General features: G+C 38.9%; 13 protein-coding genes. 12 read left to right on the forward strand and 1 reads right to left on the reverse strand.

Features of this window, described 5'->3' with window-relative positions:
- The 9 genes from ACNHOZ_RS04305 to ACNHOZ_RS04345 all read left to right on the forward strand — a co-directional run bounded on the left by ACNHOZ_RS04305 (position 1) and on the right by ACNHOZ_RS04345 (position 10,805).
- A complete protein-coding gene (locus ACNHOZ_RS04305) occupies positions 1-1,521 on the forward strand; it encodes a pyridoxal phosphate-dependent decarboxylase family protein (protein WP_048019876.1) in 1,521 nt (506 codons plus the stop codon).
- Positions 1,499-3,253: an IucA/IucC family protein gene (locus ACNHOZ_RS04310; protein ID WP_053074056.1), complete on the forward strand. Its 1,755-nt coding sequence runs from the start codon at positions 1,499-1,501 to the stop codon at positions 3,251-3,253. The genes ACNHOZ_RS04305 and ACNHOZ_RS04310 overlap by 23 nt, the downstream gene beginning before the upstream one ends.
- On the forward strand, positions 3,250-3,843 hold the full coding sequence (locus tag ACNHOZ_RS04315; RefSeq protein ID WP_048019877.1) for a GNAT family N-acetyltransferase: 594 nt from the start codon (positions 3,250-3,252) through the stop codon (positions 3,841-3,843). The genes ACNHOZ_RS04310 and ACNHOZ_RS04315 overlap by 4 nt, the downstream gene beginning before the upstream one ends.
- Positions 3,822-5,111, forward strand: a complete 1,290-nt coding sequence (locus tag ACNHOZ_RS04320; protein WP_048019878.1) for a lysine N(6)-hydroxylase/L-ornithine N(5)-oxygenase family protein — start codon at positions 3,822-3,824, stop codon at positions 5,109-5,111. The genes ACNHOZ_RS04315 and ACNHOZ_RS04320 overlap by 22 nt, the downstream gene beginning before the upstream one ends.
- Positions 5,112-5,114: 3 nt before the next feature.
- A complete protein-coding gene (locus tag ACNHOZ_RS04325) occupies positions 5,115-6,269 on the forward strand; it encodes an MFS transporter (RefSeq protein WP_048019879.1) in 1,155 nt (384 codons plus the stop codon).
- Positions 6,266-8,071, forward strand: a complete 1,806-nt coding sequence (locus tag ACNHOZ_RS04330) for an IucA/IucC family protein (RefSeq protein WP_048019880.1) — start codon at positions 6,266-6,268, stop codon at positions 8,069-8,071. Before ACNHOZ_RS04325 ends, ACNHOZ_RS04330 begins: the two co-directional genes overlap by 4 nt.
- Positions 8,072-8,356: 285 nt before the next feature.
- Positions 8,357-9,259, forward strand: coding sequence for a formyltetrahydrofolate deformylase (purU, locus tag ACNHOZ_RS04335; RefSeq protein ID WP_048019881.1), 903 nt, complete (start codon positions 8,357-8,359; stop codon positions 9,257-9,259).
- Positions 9,260-9,528: 269 nt separating this feature from the next.
- Entirely contained in the window at positions 9,529-10,323 is a 795-nt protein-coding gene (locus ACNHOZ_RS04340; protein WP_048019882.1) for a thymidylate synthase, read from the forward strand.
- Positions 10,320-10,805, forward strand: a complete 486-nt coding sequence (locus tag ACNHOZ_RS04345) for a dihydrofolate reductase (protein ID WP_048019883.1) — start codon at positions 10,320-10,322, stop codon at positions 10,803-10,805. Before ACNHOZ_RS04340 ends, ACNHOZ_RS04345 begins: the two co-directional genes overlap by 4 nt.
- 165 nt (positions 10,806-10,970) lie before the next feature.
- Here ACNHOZ_RS04345 and ACNHOZ_RS04350 read toward each other — a convergent pair whose 3' ends face one another.
- Positions 10,971-11,189, reverse strand: a complete 219-nt coding sequence (locus ACNHOZ_RS04350) for a hypothetical protein (RefSeq protein ID WP_048019884.1) — start codon at positions 11,187-11,189, stop codon at positions 10,971-10,973.
- Between the two features lie 231 nt (positions 11,190-11,420).
- Here ACNHOZ_RS04350 and ilvA point away from each other — a divergent pair, with 231 nt between their 5' ends.
- The 3 genes from ilvA (at position 11,421) to ACNHOZ_RS04365 (ending at position 14,117) form a co-directional block, all read left to right on the forward strand.
- Complete coding sequence (ilvA, locus tag ACNHOZ_RS04355) at positions 11,421-12,692, forward strand: threonine ammonia-lyase IlvA (RefSeq protein WP_013084697.1); 1,272 nt, start codon at positions 11,421-11,423, stop codon at positions 12,690-12,692.
- A gap of 161 nt (positions 12,693-12,853) precedes the next feature.
- Positions 12,854-13,105 (forward strand): YpmP family protein, encoded by a 252-nt coding sequence (locus ACNHOZ_RS04360; protein WP_013058743.1) that lies wholly within the window; start codon positions 12,854-12,856, stop codon positions 13,103-13,105.
- 169 nt (positions 13,106-13,274) lie between these two features.
- Positions 13,275-14,117, forward strand: coding sequence for a DegV family protein (locus tag ACNHOZ_RS04365; protein ID WP_048019885.1), 843 nt, complete (start codon positions 13,275-13,277; stop codon positions 14,115-14,117).
- Positions 14,118-14,212 lie beyond the last annotated feature (95 nt).

Raw genomic sequence — 14,212 nt, forward strand, 5'->3', positions numbered from 1 at the left:
ATGGCACCGTTTGAAAAGTGGTTTTTATCATCATCAAAGGAAAGCCTCGAGAATTATGAAGCGATGATAGGCGGAATGACTGAGATGATCAAACGTCACTACTATGAATTAAAGTCCGCTTATACTCACATCGACGTTGAAGAGCTGTCAAACTTAGTCAATCGTTCTGTCTATTTTAGCAAGCACGAACAGCCGCTAGAAGATTTATTTGATAACGTACAAGCAGTAGTGATGAATCATTCGCTTCATATTTCGCATCCCGGAGCAATGGCGCACTTGCATTGCCCTCCGATTATACCCGCTCTTGCTGCGGAAGTGATGATTTCTGCTTTGAATCAATCTATGGACTCGTGGGATCAAAGTCCGGCAGCTACGTATATAGAAGATAAAGTGATTGATGAGTTAACACAACAAATTGGTTATCCAAGCTCATCTTCAGGCATTTTTACAAGCGGAGGGACGCAGTCAAATTATATGGGACTCCTGCTTGCTCGTAATGAATATTGCCATTCTGCCTTTTCAATGGATGTTAGTAAAGAAGGCTTACCGTTCCAAGCTAAAAAACTGCGGATTTTCTGCTCGGAAAAAGCGCACTTTACGGTGCAACAATCTGCAGCTCAGCTTGGGCTGGGCATGCGTGCAGTGGTGAGTGTAAAGTGCAATGAGCAGCATGAAATGGATATAAAAAGCTTAGAAGAAGCAATACAGGAAGTGAAAGCTCAGGGCAACCTTCCCTTTGCTATTGTAGCAACGGCAGGTACAACAGATTTTGGCAGTGTAGATCCTCTTTTTGAAATAAGTGAGCTTGCTAAAAAAGAAGGGCTCTGGCTCCATGCTGACGCCGCTTATGGAGGAGGGCTGCTGTTTTCCCATAAGTACCGTGAACGCTTACAAGCTCTTGAACAAGCGGATTCTATCACGATGGATTTTCATAAATGGTTTTATCAGCCTGTAAGCTGCGGAGCATTTTTGCTGAAAAATTCAGCTATGTTTAAACACATTCAGCTTCATGCAGATTATTTAAATCCTGAAGAAGATGAGCATGTGCACTTAGTAGACCGCAGCATTCAAACGACAAAGCGGTTTGACGCCTTGAAGCTCTGGCTTACTTTCGGTGCAGTAGGTGCAAATGAATACGGAGAAATGGTTGACCACACGATTGAAACTGCTAAGCAAACAGCTGACTACTTACAAAAACAAAGGAATGTAGAAGTGTTAAATGACCCTTATATGAACGCGGTTGTCTTTCGCTATGTACCAGATATTTTATATAGTGATTGTCAAAAGCAGCAGCATTATGAAAATAGGTTGAATCAGCGTATTCAGCAGCACTTATACGAAAAAGGCACGTTTATCATGGCAAAAACAAAGCATAAAGAACGAGTCTATTTAAAACTAACGATGTTAAATCCTATGATTACATTTGATTCTGTTGTCACTCATTTAGAAGAAGTTGTTGCTTTAGGCGAACAGTTGGAGAAAAAGGAGGAGCGATTACGTGAACGCTCAGTTATCGGCTAATTTTATTACGATGCAAAACATTATTAATTGCTATATTCGAGAGACAGGTAAGGGAGTATGGCAGTCCGTTTCAGAAATAAAAAGTGAGGAAACGCTCGTTCTTAGACTAGAAAAACAGCCGGTAACTCTTTACTTTCCAGTAAAGTACCGCTCAGCCACCGGACGTCACTTGTTCTTTTCAAACTTTTCTTATCGTATTCAGCAAGAGGAGATTAAGGAGTTAGATATCGTCACTCTTTTGGCCTTTCTTTTAAAAGAAGTAACGGATCATTTAGTACAAGTAAATGAGCTAATTATACGTGTTCTATTAAGCTATGAAAATATGAAATTATTCATTGAAAAAAGGCAGAAAGAGTTAGAGACGTGCTATAAATGGGACAAAACGTTCTTAGAATCTGAACAGTCCCTGCTTATTGGGCACCAGCTGCATCCAACACCTAAAAGCCGCCAAGGGATATTACCTGAAGAAGAAAAGGTATTTGGACCTGAAGTGAACGGGGAATTTCAGCTTCATTATTTTAAAGCGCATGCATCTCTCGTTGCAGAACAGTCCGCTGGAAATCAAACCGCTTCACAGCTTATTAAAGAGCAGCTGAAAAAAGATAAGACGGTTTCTGAAGAATTCATACATTCTTATTGCCAAGCGGACGATTATTCACTTATACCTATGCATCCGCTGCAAGCTCGTTATCTTTTAGGAAAAGAAGAAGTGTGCCAATGGATTCAAAAAGGCAGGCTTGCTTATCTAGGGCCACACGGTCAGCCGTTTTATCCGACTTCGTCTGTTCGAACCGTATACAGTAACAATGCAGATGTGATGTACAAATTTTCCATTCCGGTAAAGATCACTAATTCACTGAGAGTGAACAAACGCAAAGAATTAAGCAGAGGGGTAGAAGTTAGCCGTTTATTGCAAAAGGGATTACAGGCGGAGCTTCACGAAAATCATCCGGCTTTTCAAGTAATTGAAGACCCTGCTTACATCACGCTTGGAGAAAAGGAGCTTGGATTTGAAGTTATGATTCGAAGCAATCCTTTTCAAGGTAAGCAAGGGGATCGTACAACACTTCTAGCCAGTTTGTGTCAAGATCATGTGTTTGGAGAAGCTTCTCAAATTGAAAATATTATTCATCACATTGCTGCAAGTGAAAATAGCACGACTGAAGATGTAAGCAAGCGCTGGTTTAAACGCTATTTAGACGTATCTTTTCATCCTATGATGTGGCTTTACACTCAAAAAGGAATTGCGCTGGAAGCTCATCAGCAAAACTCCGTTATTAAACTTGATGAAAACGGATATCCATCGGTGTTTTACTACCGCGATAACCAAGGCTATTACTTTATGAAATCAAAGGAACAAGAGCTTCGCAAGTTGCTTCCTTTCTTAAACGGAGAAAGCGATACGGTCTGTGATGACGCTGTAGCAGAAGAAAGATTTCGTTATTACGTATTTTTTAATCATATTTTAGGATTAGTTAACGCTTTTGGTGCAGCTGGCCTCACTCAAGAATCAGATCTGCTATTGATTTTGCGACAAGAGATCGAGATGTACAAAGAAAAAGATCATACAGGGCTTGTTTCATCAATGTTAGAAGAGAAAGTGCTTCCTTGCAAAGCCAACTTCTTAACGCGCGTTCATGATATGGATGAGCTGGTAGGATCTCTTGAAACACAGTCTGTTTATGTAAATGTCGAGAATCCATTGTTCGAATCTGCAGGTGTACGTGTATGAAATCAGCCTTGCAAACGCAGTATCCATTTATGATTCAGCAAAAGGAGCAGAGCATTACCTTTCGCTCTGTTTCTTTTGCAAAAGATTTCGAACGGCTGTACAAGTGGATGCATGAACCGCATGTTATTCCGTATTGGAATTTAAGTATTTCAAAACAGGCATACGAGCAGCATTTAAAAACATTTCTAGCTGATTCTCATCAAAAGCTGCTAATCGGAGAAATTGATGGTGTACCTATGAGCTATTGGGAATCTTATATGGTTGAAGGTGACATAATCAGTAACTATTATCCTTATGAAAAAGGAGATCAAGGAATTCATTTATTGATTGGAGAACCTGCTTTTTTAGGAAAAGGCTATATTTATCCGCTCCTTCTTAGTTTGCTAAAGCATAAGTTTAACGTAGCAGACACTGCTAAAGTAATAGCGGAGCCAGATAGACGAAATGAAAAAATGATTGCAGTATTTAAAAAATGCGGGTTTCAATTCATGAAAGAAGTGTCGCTGCCTGATAAAACGGGTGTACTGATGAAATGTGAAAGAGAAGTATTTGAAAGAAGGTGGAGCGAATGGAACAACGGGACATTTTAGACGTAATTGGAGTAGGAGTTGGTCCATTTAATTTAGGATTAGCCGCTTTAATTGATAAAAAAGATTGTACATATAAATGTTTTGAACAAAAGAATGAGTTTAATTGGCATCCAGGAATGCTTTTAGAAGGGACAACACTTCAAGTGCCGTTTATGGCAGATGTGGTCACGATGGTGGATCCGAAGAGTCCATACACGTTCTTAAATTATTTGCATGAGCATGAGCGCTTGTATCAGTTTTATTTCTTTGAAAAGTTTCATATTCCGAGAAATGAATACAATCACTATTGCCGCTGGGTAGCGAGCCAGCTGAGTGGGCTTGAATTTAACAGCACAGTAAAAGAAGTGAAAATGCATGAAGACGCTAAGCCTTACTACGAAGTAACAGTTGAAAAAGAAGGAAAGCTTTATACCTATTACAGCTATCATCTTGTTACTGGAGTAGGTACGCAGCCCGTAGTGCCAAGAGACTTTCAAACAGTGGCAAGCGATACGTTTTATCACTCCGCTCATTACAAAATGAAGCGTCAGCAAACGCTGCAGGCTAAAAGCATAACCGTAATTGGCTCTGGTCAAAGTGCAGCTGAAATTGTCTATGATTTACTTCAACAGCAGCCTGAGTTTGAGTATAAGCTGAATTGGTATACGCGCTCAAAAGGTTTTTATCCAATGGAATATTCAAAGCTTGGCCTTGAACATTTTTCACCGGATTATACCCGCTATTTTTACAGATTGCCCGAAGAGAAAAAAGAGAGCGTTTTACGAAATCAAGCTCTCCTCTATAAAGGAATAAGCTTTGAAACAATCGGGAATATTTATGATTTGATTTACGAACGAACAATTGGAGGAAAAGAAGTGCCTCTAACGATGCGCGCGCTTACGGAACTTGCAGGCGTTGAAAAGATAAACGATACACATCTTCTGACTCTTCACCAATACGAGCAGGACTCATTTGAAAAAGAAGAAAGTGAAATTGTCATTATGGCTACCGGCTATCATGCAAAAGAGCCTGCTTTTATGGAAGGTTTAAAAGAACATGTATTATTCAATGAAAAAGGCCAGCTGAAAATTAACGAACGCTATCAAGTTGAGATGAAGAAGAAAGGAGCCCCGCTATTTGTGCAAAACGGAGAGCTTCATACACACGGAGTTGGAGCACCGGACTTAGGTTTAGGCGCTTATCGCAATGCTGTTTTGATTAACCAAATTGCAGGCAAAAGCGTGTACAAAATATATAAAAATACTGTTTTCCAAAAGTTCGGATTTTAAGAAATGATTTCTGCGCGTTTTGTTTTTATCTGCTTGTTTATGACCATGACGTCAGAAGTATTATTATCACCATTTTATCCACAGTATTTTACACATGCATTTCATGTAGATGGAGTGGCGATGACGTCTTTTTTCATTATTTGCTGCCGGATTGTGGTCATTGTTATGACACCTTTATGGGGAATGCTGTTTAAGAAATGGAACGTAAAATATGTAGTTGTAACGTCACTTTTAATGACGGCCTTAATTAAAGTCATTTTGAGCGAAGTTTCTACTTTTTATGGATTTTTAGCTACTTCCTTAGTGCTGCTCCTATTTCAAAGCAGTTTATATCTTTTGTACCCCTATTTAGTAGGCGGCATGAAAAAAGGACAGAAAAAGGCAAGTGCTGCAACAACGTATGTATTTATTGTTCATACGGCTATTATTGTCGCTAGCTTGTTTGGAAGTACGGTTATTGCATGGGAAATGCCGCTTAACGTATATCAATACTTTGCTTTAATTGATATGGTACTGGCCGTATGGCTCTTAACAAGAAAAGCATTACCTTTAAAAGCAGAAAAAACGCCATCCATTCAAAGCATAAACGAGCCCATCTTTTTTTATTTGCTGGCGATTTTCTTTTTTCACCTTGGGCACAATGTCATTCGCCCTTATTTTACATTGTTTACACATGAAACATATGGCATGAGCAGTCAAGGCAGCGCTTTGCTGTATGCGATGCCGAGTATTATGGCGATTGTCTTAAAGCTTACGGTACCTACCAAACTATTGAACGGCAACGTTATACCGCTTTTTTATGGCATAACGGGTGCTAGTGTTTTGGTGCTGTGTTTGCAGGCATATGCTGATCATCTCAGCGTGTTTATTATCAGCCGAATTTTATATGGAGCCGGGTTTTATCTCAGCATGGTTATACTGGATATCTATTTATTTCGAAAAAGTAAAGAAGCGGCTGCTTACTATTACAGCTGGCTTATTGCTGTTCAAAATATCGCTCTGCTGATTGCACCGATTTTAGCATTAGAAATCAGCAAAGTGGATTTGGCATTTCCTTTAGTAGCGGGAGCAGCTGCTTTGCTAGCTGCTAGCGCTGTAATGCCGCTGCGTAATAAAACAATCCCTATTCTAAGACAAGTAAAGGAGAATGAAGGATGAAAATCAAAGAAACGAATCTTTCTGTATTTAATAAGCAATCATGGGAAAAAGCAAATCGACAGCTTTTAGCTAAAATGCTGCAGGAATTCATGTATGAACATATTATTAAGCCGGAACAACTGCAAAAACAGGGTGCGATTGCTATGTATCAATGGGAAGACCATCGGGGCGTTACGTATACATATCAAGCGAAACAGCGAATGTTTAATAGTTTTTTTGTACTGCCAGAAAGTATTAAACTAACATCTCAAACGTCAAACCCCACATTTTCAGAAGCACTGCAGCTGTTAATTAGCTTATCTGAAGACAAAGGAATGTCTAGCTCAACTGCAGGCCACTTAGCAAAAGAATATTTTCATACATTAGTAGCAGATTTGCATTTACAAAATCGAAAATCAGCTGATGAATTAGCAGATATGGATTATGCAGAGCTAGAAGGTGAAATGACGGGGCATCCTTGGATTACGTATAATAAAGGGCGCATTGGGTTTGGTTATGATGACTATCTTCGGTTTGCGCCCGAGCAAAAACAAGAAATTCAGCTTTCATGGATTGCTGTAGAGAAGCAAATTGCTTCATTTCATTCGTTGGATACCCTTGGTTTTGATGATGTCATGAAGAAGGAGTTAAGCGCTGAGACGCTAGCTGAATTTGAAAAAGAGTTAACAAGCCAAAGTCTTTTACCTGCGGACTATTATTATATTCCCGTCCATGAATGGCAGTGGCTGAACGTAATTGTTCCTTTATTCGCTGAATACATTGCAAATAATTTAATTGTTCCTTTAGGAGAAGGGCAGGATCAATACTTGCCTCAGCAGTCGATTCGTACATTTGTGAATACAACAAATCGAGATAAGTATCACGTAAAGCTTCCAATGAGTATATTAAATACGCTTGTGTACAGAGGCCTTCCAAGTGAGAGGACGGTCATTGCTCCTCAAGTCACTCAGCATATAAAAGGCATAAGAGATCGTGATACGTTTTTAAAAGATACGTGCAAAGTAGGACTTTTAGGAGAAGTGGCTACGTTAAACGTCACTCAGCCGACGTTCGCTTCTATTAAAAATGCGCCTTATCAGTATCTAGAGATGCTTGGAGTCGTTTGGCGTGAAAGCATTTATCAAGAGCTAGAAGAAGGAGAGCATGCGATTACGCTAGCTGCGCTAATACATGTTGACGGTCAAGGAAAGGCTTTAGTTTCGTCATATATTGAAAAGTCAGGCTTAACTCCTAACGAGTGGATTAATGCGCTAACCAGCGCTGTGTTGCCGCCACTACTTCATTACTTGTATCAATACGGCACTGTATTTTCCCCACACGGTCAAAATACGGTACTGGTTCTTAAAAACAACAAGCCGGTTCGAATTATTATGAAAGATTTTGTAGACGACGTGAATATTAGCGATCAGCCGTTTGAAGAATTGCAACAGCTATCTTTTGAATTAAAAGAAGTGCTGCGCAGCGAAGAGCCAGAAGGATTGACGCAGTTTATTTTAACAGGGTTATTTGTTTGTCACTTCCGCTATTTAGCAAGCATCTTAGAAGAGCATGAAGGTGTAGAAGAAGAGGACTTTTGGAAAAGTGTACGAGCAGAAATCTTGCATTATCAAGCATCATTTCCACATTTGAAAAAACGATTTGAATTATTTGATTTGTTGCGTCCAACGATTACGAAGTTAACGTTAAATCGAAATCGAATGTTTGACTACGGATACGAAGATGACGGAGATCGTCCTCACGCAAGCGAATATGGTACGGTGAGAAATGCCTTGCATGAAGTGAGTGAAAAAGCCGTGCAATAATAAGGAAAAGCCGCTGGTGTTGTACTAGCGGCTTTTTTATGGTTAATTCTAAAGCAGGAAGCTAAGGGGATGAGCGGCAACACTTTAGGAAACACTCATTTTATGTATGTGTAGAACGTAAAGATCAGTAAATGAACGATTTGATGGAGTAGATGGTAGAACAACAAATACGCAAGCCGAAGCAAACGTTTCGGCTTTCTTTTGTCAAAGCCTTATTTCAATGTCGCATCGCTACAAGGATAATGGTACAATTGTCTGTATATTTAAAAAAAGAGAGGGAATTACATGAAATCGCATATTCAAAAACATTTAACTTCATATAAAGAGAAATATAAAAACCGAGGTCGGCTGCTAATTAGCTGTCCGGACAAACCGGGTATTGTAGCCGCTGTGTCTACGTTTTTACATGAGCACGGTGCAAATATTGTAGAATCAAGTCAACATTCAACAAACCATGAAGGCGGCATGTTTTTTATCCGTTTCGAATTTGAATGTGAGGATTTATTAGCTAAAGAAGTAAAGCTAGAAGAAAGCTTCAAAAAGATTGCCGATACATTTTCGATGAACTGGCAGTTTACATATGCTCATAATTTGAAAAAAACAGCTATTTTTGTGTCAAAAGAGCCTCACTGTCTGCTAGAGCTGCTGTGGGCGTGGGAAAGCGGAGACTTGATGACAGACATCGCTGTCGTTGTAAGCAATCACGAAGATGCGCGCGAAGTAGTTGAATCGTTTGGCATTCCATTTAAGCATATACCAGCGACAAAAGACATTCGTCAAGGAGCAGAAGCAAAACAGCTTCAAGTATTAAAAGATTATGATATTGATGTAATTATCTTAGCGCGTTATATGCAAATTTTAACGCCGACCTTTGTGGCTGAAAATCCGTATCGCATTATTAATATTCACCATTCATTCTTACCGGCATTCATTGGAGCACGTCCATATGAACGTGCATATCAACGAGGCGTAAAATTAATTGGTGCTACGTCTCACTATGTAACGGACGACTTGGATGAAGGACCAATTATTGAACAAGATATTGAACGCGTGAATCACCGTGATGATGCGGATGACTTAAAGAAAAAAGGCCGCTTAATTGAACGTACGGTGCTTGCACGCGCTGTGAAATGGCACTTAGAAGACCGCATTTTAGTGCATGAAAACCGCACAATTGTATTTAATTAACAAAGATTAAGCTGTTAAAAAGTAGTTTAGCCGAAGGAAGATCCGAACGATGAATTGAGATTCTTGAGAGAGAATGAAATTCGTTCGGATTTTTTTATGGTCATGGTAAACGTAGGTTTCATTAGGTCTCATTCTCGTTTTTTTTTTCGGGGAAATGGCGTACCTACATGATAAAGAACTTTTCTATATGAGCTGAGATTTAGTTGTTTACTTAGCCCGTGAACACTTATACAATAGAAAAGGACTTTTTAATAAAGGAAGTGTCGGAAGTGAAACAATATCTTGAACTTTGCGAGCATGTGTTAGCAAATGGAACAAAAAAAGAAGATCGGACAGGAACAGGTACAATTAGCACATTTGGCTATCAAATGCGTTTTAATTTACAAGAAGGTTTCCCGGTATTAACGACAAAAAAACTTCATTTGAAATCAATTATTCATGAACTGCTTTGGTTTTTGCAAGGAGATACAAACGTTAAGTATTTACAAGATAACGGCGTGCGCATTTGGAATGAATGGGCGGATGAAAACGGCGAGCTTGGCCCTGTATATGGTCATCAGTGGCGTTCATGGCCAACGCCGGACGGCGAAAAAATTGATCAAATTACAAATGTTATTAATCAAATCAAAAACAATCCTGATTCGCGCCGCTTAATGGTAAGCGCCTGGAATGTATCTGATGTAGACAATATGGCTTTGCCGCCTTGTCACTGCTTATTTCAGTTTTATGTAGCGGACGGCAAATTGTCTTGTCAATTGTATCAGCGCTCAGCTGATATTTTCCTAGGCGTACCGTTTAATATAGCTTCATATGCGCTGCTTACAATGATGGTGGCACAAGTGTGTGATTTAGAGCCAGGTGATTTTGTTCATACGTTTGGTGATGCGCATATCTACAGCAATCACATCGAACAAGTAAACCTGCAGTTAACGCGTGAGCCTCATGCATTACCAAAAATGAAAATCAATCCAGACGTAAAGGGAATTTTTGACTTTAAATTTGAAGACTTTGAGTTAGTAGATTATAATGCGCATCCTCATATCAAAGGAGCTGTGAGCGTATGATTTCCCTCATTGTCGCAATGGATCAAAATAGGCTGATCGGTAAAGAGAATGATTTGCCATGGCGTCTTCCAGAAGATTTAAAGTATTTCAAGCGCATCACAACGAGTCATACGATTGTAATGGGAAGAAAAACATTTGAATCAATTGGACGACCGCTCCCTAATCGCGAAAATGTGGTTCTTACGCGTCAAAAAGATTATCAGCAAGAAGGAGCTACCGTTATTCATTCAGTTGAGGAACTAGAAGCATTAGATGCTGAAAAAGAAGACGAGCTCTTTGTGATTGGTGGAGCTACTCTATATGAGCAAACATTAGACGTTGCAAAACGACTTTATATTACGCATATTGAAGAATCGTTTGAAGGAGATACACATTTTCCTGCGATTGATTTGAGCGAATGGAAAGTTATTTCGAAGCAGCAAGGAATTAAAGATGAAAAAAATCCCTACACGTATTATTTTACAGTATACGAGCGAAGCTAATTTCTCTTATTAATAAAAAAATGCGAGTCTGGGACAAAAGTATTTTAGTTGATGAAAGATCCGAACCATGAATCGTTCGGATCTTTTCTTTGTGATGATGAACCTAGGTTTCATGTATTCCATTTGTTCGTCTTTAGATTGATTTCGTTATGTCTCAATCTCTTTTTATATGGATTTTAATTGCCTTATCATTTCGTGAAAAGCGGCTGTGCTAACAAACTGTTCAGCGCTCCAGTTTGCTTCAATCCATTGAATCAGCTCGCTTGGTGTATTAAAAACTTCTCCGCTTGTGTCTGCTTTGCGAAGCATATATCTACCGTTTTCTTCATCTGCAACTACTTCGCACGGAATGGCACTTTCATAACTTTGAAGTGAAAACTCCATTTATTCCACAACCTTTCTTAATTTATACCTGTTATAGCATCAGCTGCATGTAGAAAGTATGGGCAATTTTGTAAGTCTATTTAGCGTTTGCTAAACATATGTAAAGTATGTGGACAGTAAAATAGTTGGAAAAGTTTTTTTAGTCATTATTAATGAAAAATAATGATTTTTCTAAATTTTATGTGATATAATGTACAAATTAATAATGGTAGAACAGGAAGGAAGTTGGTTATGAAACAACAAGTAGATAATCGAACAAAACACGTACATTTAGAGGACATCATGATTGCAAATCAATTGATTAAAGATGTTGTTGTGCATACACCACTACAGCGTAATGACGTTTTGTCTGAACGATATGAATGTAATATCTATTTAAAACGTGAGGATTTACAGGTGGTGCGCTCATTTAAAATCCGCGGTGCGTACAATCGAATCAAAAAGTTATCCCCAGAAGAATTAGAAAATGGAATTGCCTGTGCAAGTGCAGGAAACCACGCACAAGGTGTAGCGTATGCGTGCCGTCATTTAAATATCGATGGTAAAATCTTTATGCCGAGCACAACGCCACGCCAAAAAATTAATCAAGTGAAATTTCTGGGCAAAGATAACGTAAAGGTCGTGCTAATCGGGGATACGTTTGATGATTCTTATGAACAAGCTATTGCATGCAGTGAAGAGGAGCATCGAACATTTATTCATCCATTTAATGATGTAGACGTTATTGCAGGACAGGGTACAGTAGCCGTTGAAATGTTCAATGACTGTGAAGATGAAATTGACTACGTATTTGCGGGTATCGGCGGGGGCGGATTAATTTCCGGTGTCGGCACATACGTAAAAAGCATCTCGCCTCAAACAGCTGTGATTGGGGTAGAACCAGCAGGCGCGCCTGGTATGCAGACATCTTTAGCAAATGGAAATGTAGTGACGCTACCGGCAATCGATCCATTTGTAGACGGAGCGGCTGTTAAAACAGTTGGAACGCTTCCGTATGACATCAGTAAAGAGCTTGTGGACGATATTGTAGTTGTTCCTGAAGGCAAGGTTTGCACAACCATTTTATCTCTATACAATGAAAATGCGATTGTAGCAGAACCAGCAGGAGCTCTTTCGATTGCTGCTCTTGACTCATACCGTGAGCAAATTAAAGGAAAAACGGTTGTTTGCGTCATCAGCGGAGGCAACAATGACATTGGACGTATGCAAGAAATCAAAGAACGTTCGATGATTTATGAAGGATTACAGCATTATTTTATCGTTAACTTCCCTCAGCGCGCAGGAGCTCTTCGTGAATTTTTAGACGAAGTGCTTGGACCGACAGACGATATTTCACGCTTCGAGTATACGAAAAAGAATAACAAAGACAGCGGGCCTGCACTTGTGGGAATCGAGCTTAAGCATAAAGAAGATTATTATCCACTAATTAATCGTATGGATAAAAAAGGATTTCCTTACACAGAAATTAATAAAGAAAGCAACTTGTTTCACTTATTTATTTAAATAGAAGGTCGTTTTAAAAAGGAATGCTTCATCAACTGTCGAATAAGTTGATGAAGCATTTTTATTTTAAAAAATATTTGTGTTTTCTTTTTGTTTTATCAAGACAGAAAGTACCTCAAGCATTATAATAAAATAAACGGGTAAAAAGAGGGTTGATCGCCTTGCTATTAAAAAGCCTTGAATTTAAACATGTCAGTGGTCAAAAAGTAAAAATTACTGAAATTCCAGTTTTAGAGGAAAATAGCACGTTTCGGTTCATGTTATCTGCAAAACTTGATTTATTTATTAGACAAATCACGAACGAATCAGTTCCGAAGCAAACCTACTCGTTTCAAGAATATTTAAAACGCGTGCTGAAATGGAAAGATTACGAACAGCTCTTTAAGTCTCATGTATTAAAGCATAATGCATAAACGTAAAAGTTGACTTTTCTGAATATTTCAGCAGAGTCAACTTTTTTTGTTGACCTAAAAGGTTGAACATGCATTTTACGAATTAGCAAAACTTGCATTCTATTATAACTATATTGTTGTAAGCGTTCATGTTATACTAGTTTGCAATGCATCTTATAGGGGTGAACACATGTCGAAAATTAAAGTGGTAACGGATTCAACAATTGATTTAACGTTGGAAGAAGCTGAAAAATACGGTATTGAGATGATACCTTTATGTATTAATATTGATAATGAAACATATTTGGATCGCGTGGAATTAACGCCGACAGATTTTATTGAAAAAATGAAAAATTCAAAAGAATTACCAAAAAGCTCTCAGCCGGCTATTGGTTCTTTTGTTGAAGTATATGAACGATTAGTGAGTGAAGGGTATGACGTCATTTCCATTCATATGACTGGAGGAATGAGCGGAACCGTTCGAGCAGCTGAAAGCGCGGCTCAAATGGTGGAAGGAAATATCACCGTTGTTGATTCTATGTACATTACAAAAGCTCTTTCTTTTCAAGTCTTTGAAGCGGTGAAAATGATTGAAGAGGGGCATATGGTAGAAGAAATTGTCGCGCGCTTGGAAGAGGTGCGTCAAAATACGAATCTTTTTGTCGTAGTCGATACGCTTGAAAATTTGGTTAAAGGTGGACGTATTGGACGTGGAAAAGGGCTAATCGGTTCTCTTTTAAATATTAAGCCAATTGCTTCCCTAGCTGACGGAGTATACACTCCTGTTGCTAAAGTGCGCAGTCATTCTCAAATTGTTAAGTTTTTAACGAAGCAGTTCGAAGAGCATACAGAAGGAAAAAGTATTAAAGGAGTAGGGCTTGTACATGCAGATGGACTTGGGCTCGCTTCTAAGCTAAAAGAATCAATCGTGAAGGCAAGAGGCTATACGCAATTTTCGATTGAAGATACGACGCCTATTATCTCGACGCATACGGGTATTGGTGCAATTGGTTTTATGTATTTTGCTGAATAAAGTGAGTTGCTTTTTGCAAGTCACTTTTTTGGCTTTCTCTTTTTTGGAAAAAGGAGAAAGAGAAGTGGACGAACGTGTGATATAATAGAATCAAC

Source organism: Priestia sp. D51 (assembly GCF_053345675.1).